Genomic DNA, 24510 nt, shown 5'->3' with positions numbered 1-24510 from the left:
GGGATCAGGTGAGGATGGCCTTGGTGCCCGCGCCGCCGTAGCTGCGCGTGCGCGGGGCCGATGTGGTGATGACGACGGGCTGCTGCGTGATCGCCGGCGCGTCGTCGCCGCGGCGCTGGGCCAGCGTGTGCACGAGGAAGTTCTCGTCGTCGCGTTCTGCGTACTGGTCCAGGCGCACGTGGGCGCCGCGCGATTCGCGGCGTTCGCGCGCCGAGTGCGCCATCGTCTCGGCGACCTCGAGCATCGAGCCGAGTTCGATCGCCGACAGCCATTCGGTGTTGAAGGCACGGCTGCGGTCGTCGAGCTTGATGCCGGCGCGCCAGCGCGTGCGCAGTTCGGCCAGCGTGCTGCAGGCTTCGGCCAGGCCGGACTCCTCGCGGTAGATGCCGACGTTCTTCTCCATGCACTCGCCCATGGCTTCGCGCAGCACGGCCACGCGTTCGCCGCGTTCGTGCTGGTGCAGCGCCTCCAGGCGTGCGGCGGCGGCTTGGGCCTGGCGTTCGAGCGAAGCCGGTGCTGCCGCCGACTGGGTGCGCACGTAGGCGGCGGCGTTTTCGCCGGCGGCGCGGCCGAAGACGACGATCTCCGACAGCGAGTTCGAGCCCAGCCGGTTGGCGCCGTGGATGCCGACGCTGGAGCATTCGCCGGCGGCGTACAGCCCGGGCAGCGTGGTCTCGGTGCGGCCGTTGGTGGCGATGCCGCCCATCGTGTAGTGCACCGCCGGGCGCACCGGAATGGGTTCGTGCACCGGGTCGATGCCGGCGAAGGTCTTGGCGACCTCGGTGATCAGCGGCAGGCGCTCGTGGATCTTCTTCGCGCCCAGGTGGCGCAGGTCCAGGTTGACGGCGCTGCCGTGGCGCGTGGCGATGGTGTTGCCCTTGCGCTCCTCGTGCCAGAAGGCCTGCGACAGCCGGTCGCGCGGCCCGAGCTCCATCGCCTTCGGGCGCGGCCACGGGTCCAGCGGCCCCAGCCCGTAGTCCTGCAGGTAGCGGTAGCCGTTCTTGTTGGTCAGGATCGCGCCTTCGCCGCGGCAGCCTTCCGTGATCAGGATGCCGGTGCCGGGCAGGGCGGTCGGGTGGTACTGCACGAACTCCATGTCGCGCAGCGCGACGCCGTGGCGGTAGGCCAGGCCCATGCCGTCGCCGGTGACGATGCCGGCATTGGTGTTCTGGCTGTAGACGCGGCCGGCGCCGCCGGTGGCCAGGATCACCGCCTTGGCGCGGAACAGGAAGAACTTGCCGGTGGCGATCTCGATCGCCAGCACGCCCTGCACGCGGCCGTCCTCGACCAGCAGTTCGGCGACGAAGAACTCGTCGAAACGCTGGATGCCGGGGAACTGCATCGAGGTCTGGAACAGCGTGTGCAGCATGTGGAAGCCGGTCTTGTCGGCCGCGAACCACGTGCGCTGCACCTTCATGCCGCCGAAGAAGCGCACGTTGATGCTGCCGTCGTCCTTGCGGCTCCAGGGGCAGCCCCAGTGCTCCAGCCGCACCATCTCCTCGGTGCAGCGCTCGACGAAATAGCGCACGACGTCCTGGTCGCAGAGCCAGTCGCCGCCCGAGACGGTGTCGTCGAAGTGGTTGTCCAGCGAGTCGTCGTCGCGGATCACGCCGGCCGAGCCGCCTTCGGCGGCGACGGTGTGGCTGCGCATCGGCACCACCTTGGAGACGAGCGCGACCTTGAGCCGCGGGTCGGCTTCCTGCACCGCGATGGCGGCACGCAGGCCGGCCCCGCCGCCGCCGACGATCACGATGTCGCTGTTGATTGTTTCCATCGAAGCTCCGAAGTCCTCGCGCATCGTCCGGGGGACGCTCCGCGCGTCGGTGGCCCTTATACCGGGATTGGCTTTCATCGGCCTCCGTTTTTCGCACGGAGAAGGTGCATTCCACATGACGCCACACGGGCCCGGGGGCGTTGCAGGCTTGGCTACAAGCACTATGCTTGCCCGCTGCGCGCCGGGGCGGTTTCCCGGCGGCCTTCTTTGCACATGACGTCCATCCCACCCACTGCCCCCCCGCTGGAAGATCTCCAGGGAACCGTCCTCTATGTCGAGGACGTGGAGATGAACTACGCCGTCGTCGAGGGCATCCTGGCGCGCCACCCGGGGATCCGGCTGCTGCGCGCGGCCACCGGTGTCGAAGGCGTACGCATGGTGCAGGAGTGCAGGCCCGACTTCGTGCTGCTGGACATGCACCTGCCCGACATCTCCGGGCTCGAGGTCGTGCGCCGGCTGAGCGAGGAGATCGCCGAGCGCCGGCTGCGCATCACCATCCTCACCGCCGACACGCTGACGATGGATGTGCTGAAGGCGATGAGCCTGGGTGCCTTCGAGTACCTGGTGAAGCCGGTCGAGGTGCGCACGATCGAGGACAGCGTGCGCCGGGCGCTGCTCGCCAAACGCGCGGCACCCCCACCCGGGCGCTGAAACGGCGGCGCGATCAGCGCCGTTTTCCGCGGCCTGTTGCTTCCTTTTCGCCTCGTACCGCTTCCTAGCATGCCGTCATCGGGCCGCGCCGCGGCCCGCTGCACGGAGCGGGGACGATGGGGCGATGGCAAGCGGTGTTGGCCTGGGTGCTGGCCGGGGCCGCGCAAGCGGGGTGGGCGGGCACGGCGCTGTCGCCGGATGCGGCCGCGCTGGTCGAACACGTCCGCAGCACCGGTGACGCCGGCGGCCGGCCCTGGGCCGTGGTCGACAAGGCGGCGGCCAGCCTGATGGTGTTTGCCGCCGACGGCCGGCTGCTGGCGCGCACGGCTGTGCTGCTGGGGCTGGCGCGTGGCGACGACTCGGCGCCGGGTGTCGGCGCGCGAGCTGCCCACGTGCCGCCGGCCGAACGCACGACCGCTGCCGGCCGCTTCGCCGCCGAGCCGGGGCGCAACCTGAACGGCGAGGCCATCGTCTGGCTCGACTACGAGGCCGCGCTGGCGATCCACCGGCTGCGCCCGGCGCCGGCCGCCGAACGCCGCGCCGAGCGCCTGGCGTCGCCGACGCCGGCCGACAACCGCATCTCGGCCGGCTGCATCGTCGTCGACGCCGGCTTCTACGACCGTGTGGTCGCGCCGCTGCTCGGGCGCGGGCCCTCGGTCGTCTACGTGCTGCCCGAGACGCGCGCCTGGCGCACGCTGTTCGCCACCGACGCCTGAATCAGATCAGGCCCGGCACGAAACGCCGCGTGCGCGCCCGGTAGGCTGCGTAGCCCGGGTGCACGCGCGCCATCCAGCGTTCTTCCAGCGAGGACTTGGTCCACAGCACCAGCGCCAGCGCGACGGCGAGCGTGGCGCTGGCCCAGCCCGGCAGCAGCGTGACGACGGCCAGCGCCGCCAGCAGCAGCGCGGCGTACATCGGATGCCGGATATGGGCGTAGATGCCGTGCTGCACCAGCTGGCCGCCGGCCTTGGGTTCGGGGTGGACGTTGAAGTTGCCCGGCCGGTTGGCCAGCACCGCGGCCAGCCCGACAAGCACCGCGAGTGCAGCCGGCGCGAGCGACAACATCGGCGCCGGTGCGCGCGCCCAGCCGACGGCCACCAGCCCGGCGAGCCCGCCCAGCAGCAGCAACTGCAGCGCGACGAGCAGCGCGCCCAGGCGGCGCTCGTCGGTCGGCTTCATGCCGGGCCGCGGCGCAGCAGGCGCACGAGCAGCGGGCGTTCGAAGTCGGCGCCGCCGGGGCCGCAGTGCGGCGCGAAGGCGGCGCGCACGCGCTCGACCGTCGTGTCGTCCAGCGTGTGCGTGGCGAAGCTGGGCCGCAGCATGCGGCGCTCGAAGTCGGCGAAGTCGGCGTAGTGCACCGGCTGCGCGAAACGGTGCGTCGCGACCTCGGTCCAACCCCTGCCCAGCGCCGCGTCCACCGCCGCCTGCGCCGCCGCGCGCACCCGGCCTTCGTCGTTGTAGAGGCGCACGATGTCGTTCAGGCCGCCGTCGTATACCGGCTCGGACACGTACAGATGCCCGCCCGGCACCAGCACGCGTGCGGCCTCGTCCAGCGCCTGGCCCATCAGTGCGAGTGGCACGTGGTGCAGCGACTTCAGCATCAGTGCGAGGTCGAAACTGGCGTCGGGCGCCGGGATGGCCTGGGCGCCGGCGGCGACGAAAGTCAGCCCGGCCGCCGGCGCCGCCAGGTTCTTCGCGTGCTGCACCGTGTCGACCTCGAGCGCAGTGACGCGGCAGTCGGGATGGCGCGCGAGCAGGCCGCGCACCAGGCGCGCCTCGCCGCAGCCGAGTTCGACGATGCGTAGGCCGGCCAGCGGCACGAGAGCCGCCAGGACTTCGTATTCGTCGCTGCAGAGCGTGGGGACGGCGGTGTTCATCGGCCAGGGCCCGTGCTGGGGATACCGGTGATCGTATCCGAGCGCCCGTCGCAGGCCGCGCGCAGGAAGTCGACGACCGCGCCGGCCTGCGGCGCCAGCGCGTCGCGCAGGTCGTGGTCGCCATCGACCGCCAGCAGCGCCGTGCCCGGAGCGGCGGCGGCCTGGATGCGCAGCGCGTCGTCGAACGGGGCGACGAGGTCGTCGCGGCCGTGCACCAGCAGCACGGGGCAGCGCACCCGGCGCACGGTGGCCAGCGGCGCGATCTCGTCGAAACGCGCGCCAATGACGTGCTGCACGTGACGCAGCACGTACCAGCCCAGCGGGTAGAAGGGCAGGCGTTTTTCGGCCAGGAAACGCCGCATCACCTCTTGCGGATGGGCGAAGGCCGACAGGCTGACGACGCCGCGCACGCCGCCGAGGCGCGCCGCGTGCAGCAGCGAGGCGGCGGCGCCGACCGAATGCCCGACCAGCGCCAGCCGGTCGGCCTGCACGCCGGGCTGGCGCGCGAGCCAGGCCAGCCCGGCGGCGATGTCCTCGGCGAAACGCGGCATCGAGGTGAAGCGCTCGCCGTCGCTGGCGCCGTGGCAGCGTGCGTCCAGCAGCAGCACCGCGAAACCGGCGGCCACCAACGGCGGCACCAGCGGCCACATCGTCGTCGCGTTGGCGCCCCAGCCGTGCATCGCCAGCACCGCCGGCGCCGGTGCGTCGCCGGGCGTGACGAACCAGCCGAACAGCCGGCGGCCGCGTGGGCCGGGCAGGTGGACTTCGTGCACCCGCGCCGCGTCGGGCGCGTGGCGCGTGTGGCTGCCGTCGTGCGCCAGGCGCGGCGCACGCAGCCCGTGCAGGATCGCGCGGTGCGCCAGTGCCCGCAGCGCGAGCGCGCCGGCCGCGGCGCCGGTGGTCTCGAGGATCACGGCCTCAGGTCCACGGCCGCCCGGCGGCCTTCCAGGCCTGGATGCGCGGCAGCAGTGCGCTGCGGCGCTCCAGCGAGGCCGGCTGCCAGACCTGCTCGGACTCGTAGTACTCGGGCACGGCGCGCGCGTCGGGTGGCAGCGTCAGCCAGGGCTGCCGGGTCGAGGTGAAGATGTGGATGTCCGGCGGCAGCCGGTCGGGTTCGTCCAGCGTGCCGACACGCACGAAGGCCACCAGCGGCCCGCTGCCGGCATAGTGGCTCCACAGCGCCAGCCGGCACTGCGGGCAGCGTGCGATGCGCTGGCCCTGGCCGCTGGCCGAGGGCGTCAGCACGATCTCGGGCGCGCCGGCCAGGCGCTGCAGCCGGTCGCTTTCGATCATCGCGTTCTGCGCGAAGGCGCTGCCGCTCTCGCGCTGGCACCAGCGGCAGTGGCAGGCGTGCACGACCAGCGGCGCGCCGGTCAGGCGGTAACGGACCTGGCCGCAGTCGCAGCCGCCGTCGAAGCAGGAGGATGTGTTCATCGGCGCACCGCGCCCGGCAGACGGGCGCTGGCGGCGACGATGCTACTCGTCGCTCAGGCGGTGGCGACGGCTGCCGGGCGGCGGTTGCGCACGCGCACGATGACGTCGACAGCGCTCAGTTCCAGGCCGTCGCCGAGTTCGGGCAGGCCCAGCACCTGGATTGCCGGCCCGCTCAGATCGGCGACGTCGCCGGTGTCGACGTTGTAGACGTGGTGGTGCGGCGCGACCGTCGAGTCGTAGACGGTGGCGGCGCCGTCGATCGGCAGCGCCTTCAGCAGGCCCTGGCGCACGAAGAGCTGGAGCACGGCGTAGACGGTGGCGCGCGACAGGCCGGGCTGGAGCTCGCGCGCGGCGCGCAGCACCTGTTCGGCGGTCATGTGCACCGGCTGCGGGAACAGCACCGTGCCGACGGCCACACGCTGCAGCGTCGGCAGGATGCCGGCGTCACGCAGCTTCTTCTGGATCGAGGCGGAGCGGGCGAGGTCCATGCGGGTCTTTCGTCTGCCGTTGCTGGGCGTCGAGAACTGGACGCAGTCCAGACGGTGGAACGATTGCAACCGGTCTCGGCGCCGGTCGCCCTGAGCCAGGTCAAGCGCGGGCGCCGGCGGCATCGCTCACGCCGCGCGCTTGCCGGCCCGCGCGCGGCCGACTAATATTGCTGCATTCAAAATGCATCTTTCGCGGCGATGAAACTCACCAGCTTCACCGACTACAGCCTGCGCGTGCTGATCTACCTGGCGACGCGGCCGGGCCGGCGGGCGACGATCGGCGAGATCGCGGCCTGCTTCTCGGCCTCGGAGAACCACCTCACCAAGGTCGTGCACTTCCTGGCCACCGAAGGCGTGCTGGCGACGGTGCGCGGCAAGGGCGGCGGCCTGGGCCTGGCGCGGCCGGCCGAGGCCATCGTCGTCGGCGACATCGTGCGCCGCACCGAGGGCGAGGCGATGCCGGCCGAGTGTTTCGGCAGCGGCGGCGGCTGCGTCATCGCACCGTCGTGCCGGCTGCGCGGTGTGCTCGGCGAGGCGGTGGACGCGTTCTACGCCGTGCTCGACCGCTACACGCTCGAGGACCTGGTCGCCAACCGCGACCAGCTCGACCTGATCCTGCGCATCGGCCAGCCGCCGCGTCCGTTCGCGGCGGAGCTGCCGGCATGACGACGATCCCGCTGCGCATGGCGCCACCGCCCCCGGCCCGCGGTTTCGGCCTGTGGCGCCTGGGTTTCCGCCCGTTCTACCTGCTGGCGGCCGGCTTCGCCGCGCTGTCGATCGCCTTCTGGGCGCTGCAATACGCCGGCCTGCTCGGCGGTGCCTACCTGGCCGGGCCCTTGTGGCATGCGCACGAGATGCTGTTCGGCTTCACGCTGGCGGTGGTCGTCGGTTTCCTGTTCACCGCCGGCCGCAACTGGTCGGGCCGGCCCACGCCCACCGGCGCCGCGCTCGCGGCGCTGGCCGCGCTCTGGGTCGCCGGCCGGGTGCTGGTGCTGACGCCCTGGGGCCTGGCGGCGGCGGTGGTCAACGTCGCCTTCCCGCTGCTGGCGGCGTTCGGCCTGGGCCAGGCGCTGGTCGCGGGGCGCAACCGGCGCAACTACTTCTTCATCGCCGTGCTGCTGGCGCTGGCCGGCGCCCAGGCGCTGTTCCACGCGACGCTGCTGGGCGTGCTGGACCTGCCGCTGCGCGCCGGCGTGCAGCTCGGGCTGGACCTGGTGCTGTTCGTGATGGCGGTGGTCGCCGGCCGGGTGCTGCCGATGTTCACCAACAACGGCGTGCCGGGTGCTGGCGCGACGCGCCAGCCGCGGCTGGAACAGCTGGCGCTGGGCAGCGTGCTCGCGCTGCTGGCGGCCGACGCCGCCGGCCTGCCGGGCGTGGCGACGGCTGCCGTGGCCGTGCTGGCCGCGCTCGCGCATGGCGCGCGCCTGGCGCTGTGGCGGCCGCAGCGCACGCGCGGCAATGCGCTCGTCTGGATCCTGCATGCCGCCTACGCCTGGATCCCGCTGCACCTGCTGCTGCGCGCCGGCGCCGAGCTCGGCTGGCTGCCGGCTTCGCTGGCGGCGCATGCGCTGACCGCCGGCGCGATCGGCGCGTTGACGCTGGGCATGATGACGCGCACCGCACGCGGCCATACCGGCCGGCCGCTGCGTGCCGACCGCTGGGACGTTGCCGCCTACGGGCTGGTGCTGGCCGCGGCGGCGCTGCGCGTCTTCGTGCCGCTGGTGGCGCCGGCGCTGACGCTGCCCGCCATCGTCGCCTCGGGCGCGCTGTGGTCGGCCGCGTTCGTGGTCTACGCCTGGCGCTACGCGCCCTCGCTCTGGCGCGTGCGCGCCGACGGCCAGCCGGGCTGACGCGCCGCGCCTATCTGCCGCTGAAGACGACCGGCTGTTCCTGCGCGGCGCGGGCGCGCAGCTGGCCGCAGCCGCCGGCGACGTCCTGGCCGGCCGAGCGCCGCAGCCGCGTCAGCACGCCGCGCCGGCCGAGTGCACGCGCCATCTCGGCGGCACGCTCCCAGGGTGGGCGGCGGAAGGCGTCGCCCTCGGTCTCGTTGTACGGGATCAGGTTCATCATCGCGTAGCGGCCGGCGAGCAGGCGCGCGATCGCGTCGACTTCGTCGTCGCCGTCGTTGATGCCGTCGAGCAGCGTCCACTGGTACTGGATCGGGTAGCCGGTGGCACGCGCGTAGCGTTCGCCGGCGTCGACGATCTCCTCGGGCGTCATGCGCGGCGCACGCGGCAGCAGGCGCTCGCGCAGCTCGGCCTTGGTCGTGTGCAGCGACAGCGCCAGCGCCGGTTTCACCGGGCCCAGCGGCAGGCGCTCGAAGGCGCGCGGGTCGCCGACGGTGGAGAACACCAGGTTCTTGTGGCCGATGCCGCCGGCGGTGCCGAGCAGCTCGATCGCCTCCAGCACCGCGTCCAGGTTGTGCGAAGGCTCGCCCATGCCCATGAACACGACCTTGGAGACGCTGCGCCGGCGCCGCGCCAGCAGCACCTGGGCGACGATCTCGGCGCTGCCGAGCTGGCGCAGCAGCCCGTCGCGCCCGGTCATGCAGAAGACGCAGCCGACGGCGCAACCGACCTGCGTCGACACGCACAGGCCGTCGCGCGGCAGCAGCACGCTCTCGACCGTCTGGCCGTCGCCGAGCGCCACCAGCAGGCGTTCGGCGCCGTCTTCGGCCGGGTGAGCGGAGCGCAGCGTGGCGAGCGTGTCCAGCGCGCCGAACAGGTCCGGCAGCGCCTCGTACAGCGCACGCGGGTAGAAGTGCTCGGCCTGGCCGCGGCCGGCGCCGGGCGCACGCAGCTGGGCCCAGTTGCGCAGCAGCCGCTCTTCGTGGCGAGGGCCGGCGCCGAGTGCGCGCAGGCGCTGGCGCAGCTCGGCGACGCTGCGCGGCGCGGTCCCGTTCATCGCGTGCCGCTTTCGTGTTCGCCCAGTTCGCGCAGCCGGCGGTAGAGCGTGCGTTCGCTGATGCCCAGTTCGCGCGCGAGCTCGGCGCGGCGCCCGCCGTGTGCCGCCAGGCGTTCGCGCAGAGCCTGGCGCGAGATCTCGCGCAGCGAACGCGCCGGCGCCGCGAGCGCGGGCCTGCCCGGCGCCACCGGCAGCCCGGCGGCGAGCGCACGTTCGACGTGCGCGGTCTCGATCACCTCGCCGTCGCAGAACAGCGCGGCGCGTTCGAGCACGTTGCGCAGTTCGCGCACATTGCCCGGGAAACGCAGCCCCGACAGCTGCGCCAGCGCTGCCGGCGCCAGCGTCAGCCGGCGCTTGGGCGCAACCCGCGCCAGCAGCGCCGCAGCCAGCAGCGCCAGGTCGCCAGCGCGTTCACGCAGCGGCGGCAGCCGGATCGGGAAGGTCGCGAGCCGGTAATAGAGGTCTTCGCGGAAGCGGCCGTCGGCGACCATCGCGCCCAGGTCGCGGTGGGTCGCGGCGACGACACGCACGTCGGTGCGGCGCAGCTCGCTGCTGCCGACGCGGCGGAAGGTGCCGCTTTCGAGCAGGCGCAGCAGCTTGACCTGCATCGGCAGCGGAATGTCGCCGACCTCGTCGAGGAAGAGCGTGCCGCCGTTGGCGGTCTCGGCCAGGCCGGTGCGCATCGCCGTCGCGCCGGTGAAGGCGCCGCGTTCGTGGCCGAAGACCTCGGCCTCGAACAGGGTCTCGGGCAGGCTGGCGCAGTCGACGACGACGAGCGCCTGCGTGGCGCGCGCGCTGGCTTCGTGCAGCGCGCGTGCCACCAGTTCCTTGCCGGTGCCCGACTCGCCGAGCAGCAGCACGCTGGCTTCTGACGGTGCCACGCGGGCGATCTGCTCGAGCATCTCGCGGAACGCCGGCGAGCGCCCGATCAGGCCTTCAGTCGCCGCCGCGCCCTGGGTCGCATGCAGCGGCGACATGCGCTCGACGTACAGCGCCGGCTCGCCGCCGGCGTCGGCCAGCGGCGTCAGCTCGATGTCGATGTAGGCCTCGCCCTGGGGTGTATGGTGCAGGTGCAGCACACGTTCGCGCTGGCCCGACTCGCGCGAGCGCGCCAGCGGGCAGGACTCGCCGGCCTGGTCGCAGGGCACGGCGAAGCGGTGCGAGACGCCGTAGCAGGTGTGGCCGAGCACGCTGGCCTCTGGGCTGTACTGGCGCCGGTAGGCGGCGTTGGCGGCGACGATGCGGTAGCGCCGGTCGAAGACGATGTGCGGTTCGGCCAGGCCTTCGAGATAACTGACGAGTTCGGCCGGCGCCTGCGGCTGCAAGGGGACGGCGGCTTGTGCGGACATGCCGCCAGTGTAACCGGCGGGACTGCCGTTTTTGGCAGCTCCGACTGTCACGGCTGGCGCTCCGGCGCGCTGACAGGATTCGGTCGAATGACGCAAGTGTTTGTCGCGCAAAGAGATTTCGCTGCCCAGTCGGTTGGCACGGCGATTGAATGAGTCATGCCGACGTATCTTCGAGAAGGACCCTGACCCATGGACATCACGCTGCCCGCCCCCGGCTCCCCGGCCAACGCCGAACGCCGGACCTGGATCATGGTGACGAGCGCGGCCGGCGGCGCGGCCGCGGTCGCGACGGCCATTCCCTTCGTCACGACGCTGGCGCCGAGCGAACGCGCCAAGGCCGCGGGCGCGCCGGTCGAGGTCGACATTTCGGCGATCGCGCCCGGCGAGCTGAAGACGGTGGAGTGGCGCGGCAAGCCGGTGTGGATCCTGCGCCGCACGCCGGAGATGCTGGCGGCGCTGAAGGACCACGACGACCAGCTCGTCGACCCGAACTCCGAACGCAAGCAGCAGCCCGACTACGCGAAGAACCCGACGCGTGCGATCAACCCCGAGGTCTTCGTCGCGATCGGCATCTGCACCCACCTGGGCTGCTCGCCGAGCAAGGTGGCCAAAGGCAGCGGCAACCCGAGTGTTCCGGCCGACTGGCCGGGCGGCTTCTTCTGCCCCTGCCACGGCTCGACCTTCGACACCGCCGGCCGCGTCTTCAAGAACAAGCCGGCGCCGACCAACCTGGAGATCCCGCCGCACATGTACGTGGCCGGAGGCCGGCTGCTGATCGGCGAGGACCAGAGCGGCATACCCGCCTGAGCAAGTTGCCCGGAGGCCGCCGACGCCTGCCGCGGGGATGACCCGCCGCGGGCGCCGGACGCCCGAGGGCACCCGGTGCTCACTGGTCGGCGAACGCGCGCTCGATGACGAAGTCGCCCGGCGTCGAGGTGTTGCCTTCCTTGAAGCGCATGCCTTCGAGCATGTGCTTCAGGTCGCGCAGCATCGCCGGGCTGCCGCAGATCATCACCCGGTCGTGGATCGGGTCGATCATCGGCAGTTCGAGGTCGTCGAAGAGCTTGCCCGACTGCATCAGCTCGGTGATGCGGCCGCGGTTGCGGTAGGCCTCGCGCGTCACCGTCGGGTAGTACAGCAGCTGGTTCTGGATCATCTCGCCCAGGAACTCGTGCTCGGGCAGAGTCTTGGTCAGCAGGTCGTGATAGGCCAGTTCCTCGGCCTGGCGCACGCCGTGCACCAGGATCACCTTCTCGAACTTCTCGTAGGTGTCCGGGTCGCGGATGATCGACATGAACGGCGCCAGACCGGTGCCGGTGGACATCAGGTACAGGCGTTTGCCCGGCGTCAGATAGTCGATCAGCAGCGTGCCGGTGGGCTTGCGGCCGACGATGACGCTGTCGCCCACCTGGATGTGCTGCAGCCGCGACGTCAGCGGGCCGTTGGGCACCTTGATGCTGAGGAACTCGAGGTGCTCCTCGTAGTTCGGGCTGACGATGCTGTAGGCGCGCAGCAGCGGCTTGCCTTCGACACGCAGGCCGATCATCGTGAAGTGGCCGTTGGAGAAACGCAGCGACTGGTCGCGCGTCGTCGTAAAGGTGAACAAGCGGTCCGTCCAGTGGTGGACGCTCAGCACGCGCTCTTCGTTGAATGCACTCATGACCTGTTTCAAATGAACCCAGGTCAAATCCTACAGGCTAGTGCAAACCCTCGCGCGTATCGCCGCGCCGGCGTCGTGGGAGAGTGCCGGCTTGGACGCTTGATCTGCGGCAGGTCGCTGCGGTCCGCACGGCAGCGCTACAGTCCCGGCCGATGAACGATCTGTCCGGCGCCGGTGGCGCCTCCGCCTCCGCCTCCGCCTCCGTCTGCGTCTGCGTTGTCGTGCTCTGCGCCGCCTGGTGCCGCACCTGCGATGCCTATGCCCCGGTGCTCGCCAGCGTCGCGGCCGAGTTCCCCGGCCTGGCGCGGCGCTGGCTCGACATCGAGGACGAGGCCGAGCTGCTCGGCGAGCTCGACGTCGAGACCTTCCCCAGCGTGCTCGTCTTCGACCGCGACGCGGTGCGTTTCTTCGGCCCGCTGACGCCGCAGCCCGAGACGCTACGCCGGCTGCTGCGCTCGACGCTGGCCGACGGCCGCCCGGCACGCGACCTGGCGCCCGAGGTGCAGGCGCTGGCCGAGCGCCTGCGCGCCGAGGTCCTGGCTTGAACGGCTACCGCGTGCCGGCCGATGCCCGGCCGGCGGCGTCGCTGCTGCTGCTGCGCGACGCGCCCGCCGGGCTCGAAGTGCTGCTGCTGCGCCGCGCCGAACGTGCCGACGACCACCGCAGCGGCATCTGCGTCTTTCCCGGCGGCGTGCTCGACACGCGCGACCGCGCCGGGCACGCCTGCACGCTGGGCGGCGACGAGGCCGCGCTGTCGACGCGTCTCGGCCTGGCGCAAGGCGGGCTGGACTACGCCGTCGCCGCGCTGCGCGAGTGTTTCGAGGAGACCGGCCTGCTGCTCGCCGACCGCCCGGTCGACGCCGCCGCGGCGGCGCCGTGGCGGCAGCGGTTGCACGCCGGCGAAGCCGGCATCGCCGAGGCCTGCGCCGCGCTCGGCCTGTGCCTGGACCTGCGCGGGCTGAGCTACCACAGCCACTGGCTGACGCCGCCGGGCGTGCCCAAACGTTTCGACACGCGTTTTTTCGCGGCGCGCGCCCCCGAAGGCCAGTCCGGCGAAGCCGACGGCGCCGAGGCGCTGGAGCTGATGTGGCTGACGCCGCAGGCCGCGCTGGCCCCGGCGCGAGGGCTCAAGCTGCTGCCGGTGACCGAACGCCTGCTGCAGGAACTGCTGCCGTTTGCCGACGTCGATGCCGCGCTGGCCGAGTCGGCTTCGCGCCAGGTGCGGCTGACGATGCCACGCGCCGCGCGCCGCGCCGACGGCAGCCGCTGCGTGCTGCTGCCCGAACACCCGGCCTGGGCCGAGGCCGGCCGGCTGGACCCGGCGGGGCGCGCGGACGTCTGCGCCGAACTCGTGCCCGGGGCCGCGGTGCGGCTGTCGCCGCTCGTGCTGCGCATCACCGCGCCCAACGCCGGGCTGATGACCGGCCCGGGCACGAACAGCTATCTGGTCGGCTCGGGCCAGGCCTGGACCGTGATCGACCCCGGCCCGGCCGACGCGCGCCACCTGCAGGCGCTGCTGGCGGCGGCGCCAGGACGCATAACGCGCATCCTCGTCACCCACACCCACCGCGACCATTCGCCCGGCGCCGCGGCGCTGGCGGCGGCCACCGGCGCGCCGGTGTACGGCCGCCGCGCCGAGTTCGCCGACGGCCAGGACACGAGCTTTGCGCCCGAACGTGAACTCGCCGACGGCGAGCGCCTGGACTGCGGCGGCGCGACGCTGCGTGTCGTCGCCACACCCGGCCACGCCTCCAACCACCTGTGCTACTGGCTCGAGGACGAAGACCTGCTGTTCAGCGGTGACCACGTGATGCAGGGCTCGACCGTCGTCATCAACCCGCCCGACGGCGACATGAAGGCCTATCTCGATTCGCTCGCGGCGCTGCTGGCGGCGCCGCCGGCCTGGATCGCGCCCGGCCACGGCTTCCTCGTTGCCGACACGCGCGCCGTGCTCGACGGCCTGATCCGCCACCGGCTGCGGCGCGAGGCACGTGTGCTGCAGGCGCTGCGCGCCCGCGGCGAGGCCGACGTCGATGCGCTGCTGCCCGAGGTCTATGCCGACGTGCCGCCGCTGCTGCACGCGCCGGCGCGGCGTTCGCTGCTGGCGCATCTGCTGAAGCTGGGCGCCGACGGCGCCGCCGAGAGCGAGGACGGCTGGCGCTGGCGCTACGTCGCCGCCGGCTCCTGCCAGACACCGTCGACCAGCAGCTCGTAAGGGCGGAACAGGCTCTTGTAGGCCATCTTCGCGCTCGCCGCGATCCAGTAGCCCAGGTACAGGTGCGGCAGATCGAGCTGGCGCGTCTGGCCGATCTGCCAGAGCACGTTGTAGGTGCCGAAGCTGGCGCGCTCTTCGGGCTCGTAGAAGGTGTAGACGGCGGAGATGCCGTCGTTCAGCACGTCGACGATGGAGACCATCTTCAGCGCGCCGGTGCCGTCGCGGAACTCGACCAGACGCGAGTTGACGCGGCTTTGCAGCAGGAACTGGGTGTACTGGTCGACGCTGTCGTGGTCCATGCCGCCGCCGGCGTGGCGCCCGGACTGGTAGCGCAGGTAGAGCTGGTAGTGCTCGGGCACGAAACACAGGCGCAGCACGCGTGCGCGCAGGTCCTCGTGCTGCTTCCAGGCCCGGCGCTGGCTGCGCGAGGGCTCGAAACGCGCCACCGGCACGCGCAGCGGCACGCAGGCGCGGCAGCCGTCGCAGTGCGGGCGGTAGGTGAACATGCCGCTGCGGCGGAAACCCGCCGCCACCAGCGCCGAATAGGCGTCGGCGTGGATCAGGTGGCTGGGCGTGGCGACCTGCGAGCGCGCCTGCAGGCCGGGCAGGTAGCTGCACGGGTAGGGCGCGGTCGCGTAGAACTGCAGCGACGAGAGGGGTAGCTCTTTCGGATGCGTCACGTGGGTGTCGTCCGGCGCCGGGGCGGTCAGGGCAGAAGCCGCTCCCATGCCGACGCATCATAGGACCAGCGTGCAATGTCCCCGGCCTTGCAGGCGATCCCCAGGTGGCGCTCGAAGGCTTCGCGCCCGATCTCGCGTGCTCCCATCGACGCCAGGTGGCGCGTGTTCTGCTGGCAGTCGATGAGCCCGATGCCCTCGCCGCGGGCGAAGGCGACGAGCGCGGCGAGCGCGATCTTGGACGCGTCGCTGCGCTGCGCGAACATCGATTCGCCAAAGAACATGCGGCCGATGCCGACGCCGTACAGGCCGCCGACGAGTTCGCCGTCGATCCAGGTCTCGAAGCTGTGCACCCGGCCCAGCCGGTGCCAGTCGCGGTAGGCCTGCATCACCTGCGGCACGATCCAGGTGCCGTCCTGGCCTTCGCGCGGTGTCGCCGCGCAGGCGGCGATGACGCGGTCGAAGGCGTGGTCGACGCGGACCTCGCAGCCCGGCGTGCGCACGAAGCGCCGCAGCGTCTTGCGCAGCGAATGCGAGACGCGGAACTCGGCCGTCGGCAGCACCATGCGCGGGTCCGGGCTCCACCACAGCACCGGCTGCCCCGGGCCGTACCAGGGGAAGATGCCCTGGCGATAGGCCTCCTCCAGCCGCGTCGGCGTCACCCGGCCGCCGGCGGCCACCAGCCCCGGCGCGTCGGAGTCGGGGCCGAGCGCGTGGCGCGCCGGCGGCAGCGGCGTGTCTTCGTCGATCCAGGCGATCGGCAGCATCGCCGCGTGCGCTTCAGCGCCCCAGTTGCAGCCGCAGGAAGGCGTATTCCAGCGCCGTCATCTGCGCCCGCTGGGCGTTGTCGGCGGCGCCGCCGTGGCCGCCTTCGATGTTCTCCCAGTACATCACCGGATGCCCCTGCTGGCGCATGCGTTCGGCCATCTTGCGGGCGTGGCCGGGGTGCACGCGGTCGTCGCGTGTCGAGGTGACGAAGAGCACATGCGGCATCTTCTGCTCGCGGCGCACGTTCTGGTAGGGGCTGTAGCGCGAGATGAAGGCCCACTGCGCCGGGTCGTCCGGGTCGCCGTATTCGGCCATCCACGAGGCGCCGGCGAGCAGCTTGGTGTAGCGCTTCATGTCCAGCAGCGGCACCTGGCAGACGACGGCGTTGAACAGCTCGGGCCGCTGCACCATCACCGCGCCGACGAGCAGCCCGCCGTTGCTGCCGCCCTGGATGCCCAGGTGGCGCGGGCTCGTCACGCGGGTGGCGATCAGGTCCTCGGCGACCGCGGCGAAGTCGTCGTAGGCCTTCTGCCGGTTGGCGCCGACGGCGGCCTGGTGCCAGGCCGGGCCGAACTCGCCGCCGCCGCGGATGTTGGCGAGCACGTAGACGCCGCCCTGCGCCAGCCAGCTCGAGCCGACGACGCCCGAGTAGTAGGGCTGCATCGAGACCTCGAAGCCGCCGTAGCCGTAGAGCAGCGTCGGGTTCGCGCCGTCGGCCTTGGCGGCGCGCGGCCAGACGACGAAGTAGGGCACGCGCGTGCCGTCGCGGCTCTTCGCGAAGCGCTGCTCGACGCGCATGCCGGCGGCGTCGTAGAAGGCCGGGCGCGACTTCAGCACCTCGCGTGCATCGCTGCCGACGCGGCCCAGCGACAGCGTGTCCGGCGTCAGGAAGTCGGTGTACTGCAGCAGATAGGCGTCGGCCAGCGGGTCGTCGGCGAGTTCGGGGTCGTGCAGCGCCGCCACCGACAGCGTGCCGGGGAAGGGCGCCGCGACCTCGCGCCGCTGCCAGCGGCCGTCGGCCTGGAGCCATTCCTCGATGCGGCCGGCGACGTTGTCGAGGATCTCGACCAGCAGCGTGTCGCGAGTCGTCGCCATGCCGGCGAGCGAGCGTGTCGCCGTCGGCGTGAACAGCGCGTCGAAGACCCGTTCGCCGCGCAGGAAGGCGGCGGCGTCGGCGACCAGCAGCGAGCCGCTGGGCCAGCTGCGCCCGGCCACCGTCCAGTCGCTGCGCAGCGTGATCAGCACGCGGCTCTTCCAGAAACCCAGTTCGGCGTCGGCGGGTTTGTCGATGCGCAGCAGGCGTTCGCCCTGCAGCAGGAACATCTCGCTGCGGTAGAAGTCGACCGAGCGCGCGAACACGGTGCGCTCGTAACCCGGCGTGTGGTCGACCGACATGCCGGCGGCGACGTCGGTCTTCTCGCCTTCGAACACCGTCTTGGCCGCCGACAGCGGCGTGCCGCGGCGCCAGCGCTTGACGACGCGCGGGTAGCCCGAGTCGGTCAGCGCGCCCGGGCCGAAGTCGGTGGCGACCAGCAGCTCGTCGGCGTTGACCCACTCGACCTCGCTCTTGGCCTCGGGCAGCTCGAAGCCGCCGTCGACGAAGCGCCGGGTCTCGATGTCGAACTCGCGCACGACGTGGGCGTCGGCGCCGCCGCGCGAGAGCTTGACCAGGCAGCGGCGGTAGTCGGGGCCGAGCGCGATGGCGCCGGCCCAGGTCCAGTTGACGCCTTCGGCGCGGCCGAGCGCGTCGACGTCGAGCACCGTCTGCCAGGCGGGTTCACGCTTGCGGTATTCGTCCAGCGTCGTGCGCCGCCACAGGCCGCGCGGGTTGTGCTCGTCCTGCCACAGGTTGTAGAGCCAGGCGCCACGGCGCACGACGGCCGGAATGCGGTCGCGCGAGTCGAGGATGGAGCGGATGCGGGCGCGCGTCGCGGCGAAGCCGGGCTGTTTCTCGAGCACGGCCTCGGTTTCGGCGTTGCGGGCGCGCACCCAGGCGAGCGCACGTTCGCCCTGGACGTCTTCGAGCCAGAGCAGGTCGTCTTCGGTGGGGGTGGCGGCAAGCGTCATCGTGGGCAGGGTCGCGGCCAGCGGCAGCGCGACGGTGAAGTGGCGACGGGAGATCATCGGGTGGGCTGCCTCATTCTGTGGGCCATAGGCGTTGCGGGCTCAGCTCGACACTGGTGTGGGCATTGCCGACCCAGACGTGGCCGTCCTGCACCGTGACCTGGAGCTGCATCGAGCGGGCCGCGAGTGTGGCCAGTTCCTGGGTCTGCGCGGCCGGCAGCTGCCAGATGTGCAGGTTGCGCAGCCGCGTGATCTTGCCCTGCAGCGCGGCCCACCAGATCGGCACCGAGTTGCCATAGGCGTAGAGCGTCACGCGGTCGGCGCGGCCGCAGGCCTTGGCGAGCCGGCGCTCGTCGGTCTGGCCGATCTCGATCCAGTGGCGCAGGCGCCCGTCCAGGTCGCGCTGCCAGAGCGCCGGTTCGTCGCTGTCGGACAGGCCGCGCGTGAACTGCAGGTTGTCGGCGCTGTCGCCGGCGCCGGCCTGCAGCGCGAACGCGAGCAGCCGCACCATCAGGCGTTCCTCGGTCTCCGACGGATGCAGGGCCAGGGTCAGGGAATGGTCCGCATACAGCGGCCGGTCCATGTCGGCCAGCGCGAGCGTGGCCTTGTAGATCGTCGATTTGAGCGCCATGTGGGCCCGGATTCGCGGCAAGAGCGCCGCGCCGCGGACTGTGCCACAGCGGCGACGCATGCTGCCGGCGCTGCCCGCCAGCGGCCGCAGGACGATGGTGCGGTGGCATCATCCCGGGTTCGACCGGCAGGTGCCGGCCTCCCCATTCGCGAGGACTTTCTCCATGACCCGCTTCGTTGCGCCGCGTATCGCGGCGGCCGTCCTGATCGCCTGCGGCGCCACCCTGGCCGCTGCCCCGGGTGCTTTCGCCCAAAGCAAACCCGCCGCCAAGCCCGAAGGCCGCACGCTGTCGCTCGGTGGCAGCGGGGGCTCGGGCGGCCCGATCCTGACCCGGCAGGAGCTCAAGGACTGCCTGGCCCGGCAGGACACGGTCGCCAAGGCGAGCGCCGCACTGGTTGCCGAACGCTCCGAGCTGGAGACCATGCGCATGCAGATCGCGGCCGAACAGGACGCGCTCAAGTCCGAGCGTTCCAAGGTCGAAGGCTCGAAGGAGGCGGTGGCCAGCCTGAACCAGCGCTACCGCGAGCTGGGTGAGCGCGTGGAGCAGTGGAACGAACGAACCAAGAGCTCGGAAGAGCGCAAGGGCGCCGCCGGCGAGCGCGAGCGCCGCCAGCTGGAACGTGAACGGCAGGAGATCCAGAAGACGCAGGCTGCGCTGGACGCCGAACGTGCCCAGCTGGCTGTCGGCAACGAACAAGCCGTCAACAGCTTCAACGATCGTGCTGCGGCGGTGGACTCCAAGGTCAAGGACTGGAACAAGCGCAACGACGACGTGTTCCAGCGCGCCGAGAAGGTCAACGCCGACCGCGACCTCTGGGCCGGCGAATGTGCCAACCGCCGCTACCGCGAGGACGACGAGATCCTGCTGAAGAAGGGTGCCAAGTGAGCGCGGCCCCGTTGACCACGGCCGCCGGCAACCCGCTGCTGCAGGACTGGGACGCGCCCTTCGGCCTGCCGCCGTTCGACGCCTTGCGCGCCGAGCACTTCCGCCCCGCCTTCGAGGCGGCGATGGCGGTGCACCGCGGCGAACTGGCGGCCATCGGTGCCCAGGCCGAGCCCGCGAGCTTCGACAACACCGTCGCCGCCTTCGACCGCAGCGGCCGGCTGCTGGCGCGCATCGGCTCGGTCTTCTACAACCTGACGGCGTCGAACACGACGCCGGAGCTGCAGGCCGTGCAGCGCGAGATGGCCGCGCCGCTGGCGGCGCACGACAACGCCGTCTACATGGACATGGCGCTGTTCGCGCGCCTGGACGCGCTGTACGAAGGCCGCGCCGCGCTCGGCCTGGCGCCCGAGCAGCTGCGCCTGCTCGAACGCCTGCACCTGGACTTCGTGCGCGCCGGCGCCAAGCTCGAGCCGGCGGCGCAGCAGCGTTATGCCGAGGTGATGGAGCAGCTGGCCGCGCTGACGACCCAGTTCGCGCAGAACGTGCTGCACGACGAAGCCGCGTTCCGGCTCGAGCTGCACGGCGAGGCCGACCTTGCCGGGCTGCCCGACTTCGTGCGCGCCGCCGCCCGCCAGGCCGCGGCCGACCGCGGCATCGACGGCCACGTCGTCACGCTCTCGCGTTCGCTGGTGGTGCCCTTCCTGACCTATTCGCAGCGCCGCGACCTGCGCGAGGCTGCCTGGCGCGCCTGGACCTCGCGCGGCGAACACGCCGGCGAACACGACAACCGCGACATCGCGCGCGCCATCCTGCGCCTGCGCCGCGAACAGGCGGCACTGCACGGCAAGGGCAGCTATGCCGATTACGCGCTCGCCGACACGATGGCCGGCAACCAGGCGGCCGTGCGCGGCCTGCTCGACGAGGTCTGGCCGCGGGCCCTGGACGCCGTCGCGCGCGAGCGCCAGGCGCTGGAGGAGGTCAAGGCCGCCGCCGGCGTGCCGGGTTCGATCGAGGCCTGGGACTGGCGCTTCTGGGCCGAGAAGGTGCGCCAGCAGCGCTACGCGGTCGACGACGCCGAGGTCAAGCCGTACTTCGCGCTCGACAACGTGGTTGCCGCTGCCTTCGACTGCGCCAACCGGCTCTTCGGGATCAGCTTCACGCCGCGCGCCGAGCTGCCGGTCTACCACCCCGACGTGCGCGCCTACGAGGTGCGCGACGCCGCCGGGCAGGCGATCGGCGTGTTCCTGCAGGACAACTTCGCGCGCCCGAGCAAACGCAGCGGCGCCTGGATGAGCCCGCTGCGCTGGCAGAGCCGCAACGCGCCCGGCGGCGGCGTCGAGTTGCCGGTGATCCTGAACAACAACAACTTCGCCAAGGGCGAGCCCGGCCGGCCGACGCTGCTGGCGATGGACGACGTGCGCACGCTGTTCCACGAGTTCGGCCACGGCCTGCACGGGCTCTTGTCCAGCGTCGACTACGAGCGCCTGTCGGGCACGCAGGTGCTGCGCGACTTCGTCGAGCTGCCGTCGCAGCTGTTCGAGCACTGGGCGCTCGAGCCCGAGGTGCTGGCGCGCCACGCGCGCCATGTCGACACCGGCGCGCCGATTCCGGACGACCTGGTGCAGCGCATGAAGGCCGCGCGCCGCTTCAATCAGGGCTACGAGACGGTGCGCTACTGCGCCAGCGCGATCGTCGACATGGCGGTGCACGCGCTGCCCGACGCCGAGCCGCCGGCCGACCTGTGCGCCTTCGAGGCCGAGCTGATGGCCGCGCAAGGCCTGCCGGCCGCGGTCGGCATGAACCACCGGCTGGTGCACTTCCAGCACCTGTTCTCGAGCTCGAGCTACGCCGCCGGCTACTACGTCTACCTCTGGGCCGAGGTGCTGGACGCCGACGGCTACGACGCCTTCGTCGAAGCCGGCAGCCCCTTCGACCGCAAGACGGCCGAAGCGCTGCGGCGCCACATCTACGGCGCCGGCAACAGCGTCGAGCCGGGCGCGGCCTACGCCGCGTTCCGCGGCCGCGCGCCGACGGTGCGCCCGCTGCTGGAAAAACGCGGCCTGATCGCCGAGCCGGCCTGAAGCCGGCCGCCGCCGGCGCTCAGGCCGGCGGCGGCCCGAACATCGCGCTGATGGCCTCGTTGAAGGCGCGGAAGTCCAGCGGCTTGGTCCAGTAGTCGGCCATGCCGGCGGCGAGTGCACGCTCGATGTCCTGCGGCATCGCGTTGGCCGACAGCGCGATCACGGGGATGCTCGCGGTCTGCGGCTCGGTGCGCAGGCGGCGCAGCACCTCATGGCCGTCGATGTCGGGCAGCTGCATGTCCAGCAGGATCAGGTCGGGCTGCAGTTCGCCGGCGCGGCGCAGGCCTTCGCCGCCGTCGCCGGCGACGACCAGCGTCAGGTCGGAGCGGCGTGCGATCAGCTCGGAGATGATCAGCGCGTTCACCGGGTTGTCTTCGATGTAGAGCAGGGTCGCCGTCGGCGCCCGCGGCTCGGCCAGCGGCAGCGGCCGCGTCACCCGTGCCGGTGCCGGCGCCGGTGCCGGCGAACCGGTGCCGTCCGGCAGGCGCAACTCGACCAGCGTGCCGACACCGGGCGTGCTCTCGACCTGCACCGAGCCACCCATGCGCTCGACCAGCGTCTTGACGATGACCAGCCCGATGCCGGTGCCGGGAATCGCCTCGCGCTCCAGCCCCAGCCGGTTGAAGGGCTCGAACAGGTGGCGCAGCTGCTGCTCGTTCATGCCGCGGCCGGAGTCGGCGACGCTCAGGCGCACATGGCCGTCGCGGCGCAGCGCCTGCACCTCGATGCTGCCGCCTTCGCGGTTGTATTTGATCGCGTTCGTCAGCAGGTTCTGCAGCACCTGGCGCAGGCGCACCGCATCGGCGAGCGCGAAGCCTTCGAGCGCGCCGGTGCTGATCGCCACCGCGCGCCCGGCGCGCAGCGGCTCGACGATCTCCAGCGCCTGCTCGACCAGCGTGCGCAGCGGCACACGTTCGCTGGCGACACGCACCTCGCCGCCTTCCAGGCTGGCGAGGTCGAGCACGTCGTCGACCAGCGCCAGCAGCTGCTGCCCGGCGCCGCGCACCGCCTGCAGGTGGCGCTGGCGCGTCGTTTCAGCCGGCATGCAGTCGGCCAGCAGCAGCTCGGTGAAGCCCAGCACCGCGTTCAGCGGCGTGCGCAGCTCGTGGCTCATGCGCGACAGGAAACGCGACTTGGCCTGGCTCTCGCGCAGTGCGATCGTGCGCTCCTGGCGTGCGGCCTCGGCCGCGCGCCGGTCGGTGATGTCCCACTCGACGCCGATGCGGCGCCGCGGCCGGCCCTCGGCGTCGGCGAGCAGCGTCGAGCGCTCGGCGATCCAGCGCACCGAGCCATCGGGCCAGACGACGCGGAACTCGAGGTCGGGCACCGAGTCCGGGTGCAGCGGCTCGAGCAGGTGCAGCTGCATCGTCTGGCGGTCGGCTTCGTGCACCGCGGCCAGGCGCTCGGCCAGCGTCGGTGGCGTCGCTCGGGGCTCCAGCCCGCGCAGCCGCCACATCTGCTCGTCCCAGATCGCGCTGCCGTCGCGCACGTCGAGCTCCCAGGTGCCGACGCCAGCGCCGCGTGCCGCCAGCATCGCGCGTTCGCTCGCCTGGCGCAGCGCGACCTCGGCATGGCGGCGTTCGCTGACGTCGACGATGATGCCGAACATCGTGCCGCCGCCGGGGCCATCGAAGCCGGCGCGGGCGCTGAGCGCACGCACGCTGCCGTCGCCGCGCACGATGCGGAACTCGGTGTCGGCGTGGCGCCGGCCGCTGTGGCGCCACTCCTCGAAGCGCCGTTCGACAAGAGCCCGGTCTTCCGGATGCACCCAGCGCTGCAGCCATTCCTCCCACAGCGGCACCGCCTCGTGCGCAGCCAGACCGTGCATGGTGCGCAGCTGTTCGTTCCAGGTGCCGCGGATGCCCTGCAACTCGGCGCTCCAGTAGCCGATGCCGGCGGCCCGCGTCACCAGTTCGAAGCGGCGGCCCAGCTCGGCCGCGCGGCGCGACTCTTCGGCACGATCGGTGACGTCCAGCGCGACGCCGATGAAGGCCACCGGCCGCGACTGCTCGTCGCGCTCGACCGTGCGCCGCACGAGCACGCTGCACCAGTTCTCGCGGTCGTGGTGGCGGTAGCGCAGCTCGATGTCGACCGGCTCGTCGCTCGCCAGCACGGCCTGGCGCTGCGCCGTCAGGCGCGGCAGGTCCTGCGGGTGCACGAGGCGGTGGATCTGCTCGACCGGCACGCCGCCGGGGTGCAGCGGCAAACCCAGCACCCGGGCGGTGCGCGGGTTGTAGTGCACACGGTCGGTATTCAGGTCGTGGCGCCAGAGCGCCAGGCCGGTCAGGTCGGCGGCCATCGCCAGCTGCGACAGCGTCGAGTCCTGCGAATGCGCCAGCGACCAGGCCAGCGTGTCGTCGACGAGCAGCCCGATGGCGCGCGCGGCGCGGCCCTGCTCGTCGGCCAGCACCAGGCATTCGCACAGCAGCGAGCGCACCTGGCCGCTGGGGGTGCGCACGTGGTAGCGGTAGCGGTGGCGGCCCGGGCGCTGCAGCGTCTGGCGGATGCTGCCGACGAAACCTTCGCGGTCGGCGGCGACGATCGCACGCTCGGCTTCCTCCATCGGCGGCGCCTGACCCTCGCCCTCCAGGCCGCGCATCGCGAACACGCGCCGGTCCCACAAGCCGCTGCCATCCTGCAGGTTGCGCTCCCAGCGGCCCAGGCGTCCGACCGAGCTCGCGATCTCCAGCAGCGCGCGGGTCTCGCTGAGCTCGGCCTCGTGCGCGTGGACGTCGTCGCGCGCCTGCAGCACGAGCAGCGTGCCGCCGTCGGGCAGGCGCCGCGGGGTGAGGCCCAGCCAGCGCGCCCCGGCCGCGGCGTGGCGTCGCAGTTCCAGCGTGCGGCCTTCGGCGCAGGCCGCCGCCAGCGTGCCGGCCGCTTCGGCGTCCAGGCTCAGCAGTTCGGCCGTGCCGGCCGCGACGGACAGCGCAGCGCTGGCGAGACCGAGCAGCTCGCGCCCGGCATCGTTGAGCCAGCGCGGCCGGCCTTCGGCGTCGAGAACGAGCAGCGCCGCGGGCAGCGCGGCCAGCCAGTCGCCGGCTTCGGTGGGGG

General features: G+C 72.4%; 23 protein-coding genes. 9 read left to right on the top strand and 14 right to left on the bottom strand.

Annotated elements, in window-relative coordinates; genetic code table 11:
* Positions 1–4: 4 nt before the first annotated feature.
* Positions 5–1774 (bottom strand): fumarate reductase (quinol) flavoprotein subunit, encoded by a 1770-nt coding sequence (gene frdA, locus CKO43_RS14275; RefSeq protein ID WP_200379052.1) that lies wholly within the window; start codon positions 1772–1774, stop codon positions 5–7.
* Positions 1775–1987: 213 nt separating this feature from the next.
* On the opposite strand from frdA, the gene CKO43_RS14270 reads away from it, so the two are divergent.
* Both CKO43_RS14270 and CKO43_RS14265 read left to right on the top strand, forming a co-directional pair.
* Positions 1988–2425, top strand: a complete 438-nt coding sequence (locus CKO43_RS14270) for a response regulator (protein ID WP_200231638.1) — start codon at positions 1988–1990, stop codon at positions 2423–2425.
* 116 nt (positions 2426–2541) lie between these two features.
* Positions 2542–3141: a L,D-transpeptidase gene (locus CKO43_RS14265; RefSeq protein WP_200379051.1), complete on the top strand. Its 600-nt coding sequence runs from the start codon at positions 2542–2544 to the stop codon at positions 3139–3141.
* A gap of 1 nt (position 3142) precedes the next feature.
* Here CKO43_RS14265 and CKO43_RS14260 read toward each other — a convergent pair whose 3' ends face one another.
* Genes CKO43_RS14260 through CKO43_RS14240 form a run of 5 tightly spaced genes read right to left on the bottom strand, consistent with a single transcriptional unit; the run spans position 3143 to position 6224 of the window.
* Complete coding sequence (locus CKO43_RS14260) at positions 3143–3604, bottom strand: methyltransferase family protein (protein ID WP_200231661.1); 462 nt, start codon at positions 3602–3604, stop codon at positions 3143–3145.
* A complete protein-coding gene (locus tag CKO43_RS14255; RefSeq protein WP_200379050.1) occupies positions 3601–4302 on the bottom strand; it encodes a class I SAM-dependent methyltransferase in 702 nt (233 codons plus the stop codon). Before CKO43_RS14255 ends, CKO43_RS14260 begins: the two co-directional genes overlap by 4 nt.
* The gene (locus CKO43_RS14250; RefSeq protein WP_200379049.1) at positions 4299–5216 is read right to left on the bottom strand and encodes an alpha/beta fold hydrolase; all 918 of its coding nucleotides are present in this window, start codon (positions 5214–5216) and stop codon (positions 4299–4301) included. The genes CKO43_RS14255 and CKO43_RS14250 overlap by 4 nt, the downstream gene beginning before the upstream one ends.
* A gap of 4 nt (positions 5217–5220) precedes the next feature.
* Positions 5221–5736: a GFA family protein gene (locus CKO43_RS14245; RefSeq protein ID WP_200379048.1), complete on the bottom strand. Its 516-nt coding sequence runs from the start codon at positions 5734–5736 to the stop codon at positions 5221–5223.
* A 53-nt stretch (positions 5737–5789) separates the two neighbouring features.
* Positions 5790–6224 carry a Fur family transcriptional regulator gene (locus CKO43_RS14240; protein ID WP_200231665.1) on the bottom strand — a complete coding sequence of 145 codons (435 nt, stop codon included), beginning with the start codon at positions 6222–6224 and terminating at the stop codon, positions 5790–5792.
* A gap of 198 nt (positions 6225–6422) precedes the next feature.
* Here CKO43_RS14240 and CKO43_RS14235 point away from each other — a divergent pair, with 198 nt between their 5' ends.
* Positions 6423–6890, top strand: a complete 468-nt coding sequence (locus tag CKO43_RS14235; protein ID WP_200231666.1) for an RrF2 family transcriptional regulator — start codon at positions 6423–6425, stop codon at positions 6888–6890.
* Positions 6887–8074, top strand: coding sequence for an NnrS family protein (locus CKO43_RS14230; protein ID WP_200379047.1), 1188 nt, complete (start codon positions 6887–6889; stop codon positions 8072–8074). The genes CKO43_RS14235 and CKO43_RS14230 overlap by 4 nt, the downstream gene beginning before the upstream one ends.
* A gap of 10 nt (positions 8075–8084) precedes the next feature.
* Here the strand turns inward: CKO43_RS14230 and CKO43_RS14225 are convergent, their stop codons facing one another.
* Positions 8085–9128: an RNA methyltransferase gene (locus tag CKO43_RS14225; protein WP_200231668.1), complete on the bottom strand. Its 1044-nt coding sequence runs from the start codon at positions 9126–9128 to the stop codon at positions 8085–8087.
* The gene (locus tag CKO43_RS14220; protein WP_200379046.1) at positions 9125–10477 is read right to left on the bottom strand and encodes a sigma-54 interaction domain-containing protein; all 1353 of its coding nucleotides are present in this window, start codon (positions 10475–10477) and stop codon (positions 9125–9127) included. Before CKO43_RS14220 ends, CKO43_RS14225 begins: the two co-directional genes overlap by 4 nt.
* A gap of 189 nt (positions 10478–10666) precedes the next feature.
* Between CKO43_RS14220 and petA the strand changes: the two genes are divergently transcribed.
* Positions 10667–11284 (top strand): ubiquinol-cytochrome c reductase iron-sulfur subunit, encoded by a 618-nt coding sequence (gene petA, locus CKO43_RS14215; RefSeq protein ID WP_200231670.1) that lies wholly within the window; start codon positions 10667–10669, stop codon positions 11282–11284.
* A gap of 79 nt (positions 11285–11363) precedes the next feature.
* Here the strand turns inward: petA and CKO43_RS14210 are convergent, their stop codons facing one another.
* Positions 11364–12137: a ferredoxin--NADP reductase gene (locus CKO43_RS14210; protein WP_200231671.1), complete on the bottom strand. Its 774-nt coding sequence runs from the start codon at positions 12135–12137 to the stop codon at positions 11364–11366.
* A gap of 152 nt (positions 12138–12289) precedes the next feature.
* Between CKO43_RS14210 and CKO43_RS14205 the strand changes: the two genes are divergently transcribed.
* Positions 12290–12682, top strand: coding sequence for a thioredoxin family protein (locus CKO43_RS14205; RefSeq protein WP_200379045.1), 393 nt, complete (start codon positions 12290–12292; stop codon positions 12680–12682).
* Positions 12679–14352 carry an MBL fold metallo-hydrolase gene (locus CKO43_RS14200; protein WP_200379044.1) on the top strand — a complete coding sequence of 558 codons (1674 nt, stop codon included), beginning with the start codon at positions 12679–12681 and terminating at the stop codon, positions 14350–14352. The genes CKO43_RS14205 and CKO43_RS14200 overlap by 4 nt, the downstream gene beginning before the upstream one ends.
* Here the strand turns inward: CKO43_RS14200 and CKO43_RS14195 are convergent.
* Genes CKO43_RS14195 through CKO43_RS14180 form a run of 4 tightly spaced genes read right to left on the bottom strand, consistent with a single transcriptional unit; the run spans position 14304 to position 18492 of the window.
* On the bottom strand, positions 14304–15032 hold the full coding sequence (locus CKO43_RS14195; RefSeq protein WP_200231674.1) for an arginyltransferase: 729 nt from the start codon (positions 15030–15032) through the stop codon (positions 14304–14306). The two genes, CKO43_RS14200 and CKO43_RS14195, sit on opposite strands and share 49 nt — an antisense overlap.
* A 26-nt stretch (positions 15033–15058) precedes the next feature.
* The gene (aat, locus tag CKO43_RS14190) at positions 15059–15796 is read right to left on the bottom strand and encodes a leucyl/phenylalanyl-tRNA--protein transferase (RefSeq protein ID WP_200379043.1); all 738 of its coding nucleotides are present in this window, start codon (positions 15794–15796) and stop codon (positions 15059–15061) included.
* A gap of 13 nt (positions 15797–15809) precedes the next feature.
* Complete coding sequence (locus CKO43_RS14185) at positions 15810–17921, bottom strand: prolyl oligopeptidase family serine peptidase (protein ID WP_200379042.1); 2112 nt, start codon at positions 17919–17921, stop codon at positions 15810–15812.
* A gap of 13 nt (positions 17922–17934) precedes the next feature.
* Entirely contained in the window at positions 17935–18492 is a 558-nt protein-coding gene (locus CKO43_RS14180; protein WP_200379041.1) for a YaeQ family protein, read from the bottom strand.
* A gap of 163 nt (positions 18493–18655) precedes the next feature.
* Here CKO43_RS14180 and CKO43_RS14175 point away from each other — a divergent pair, with 163 nt between their 5' ends.
* Together CKO43_RS14175 and CKO43_RS14170 are read left to right on the top strand one after the other, a co-directional pair.
* A complete protein-coding gene (locus CKO43_RS14175; RefSeq protein ID WP_200379040.1) occupies positions 18656–19378 on the top strand; it encodes a hypothetical protein in 723 nt (240 codons plus the stop codon).
* A gap of 11 nt (positions 19379–19389) precedes the next feature.
* Positions 19390–21459 (top strand): M3 family metallopeptidase, encoded by a 2070-nt coding sequence (locus CKO43_RS14170; protein ID WP_242481171.1) that lies wholly within the window; start codon positions 19390–19392, stop codon positions 21457–21459.
* 19 nt (positions 21460–21478) lie between these two features.
* On the opposite strand, the gene CKO43_RS14165 is transcribed toward CKO43_RS14170, so the two are convergent.
* A partial coding sequence (locus CKO43_RS14165) for a hybrid sensor histidine kinase/response regulator (protein WP_200379039.1) occupies positions 21479–24510 on the bottom strand: 3032 nt, incomplete at its 5' end.

It is taken from the genome of Rubrivivax gelatinosus (assembly GCF_016583785.1).
GTDB classification, from domain to species: domain Bacteria; phylum Pseudomonadota; class Gammaproteobacteria; order Burkholderiales; family Burkholderiaceae_C; genus Rubrivivax; species Rubrivivax gelatinosus_B.
The sequence above is the reverse complement of the archived record's forward strand: the minus strand, read 5'-3'. Positions and strand labels throughout refer to the sequence as shown.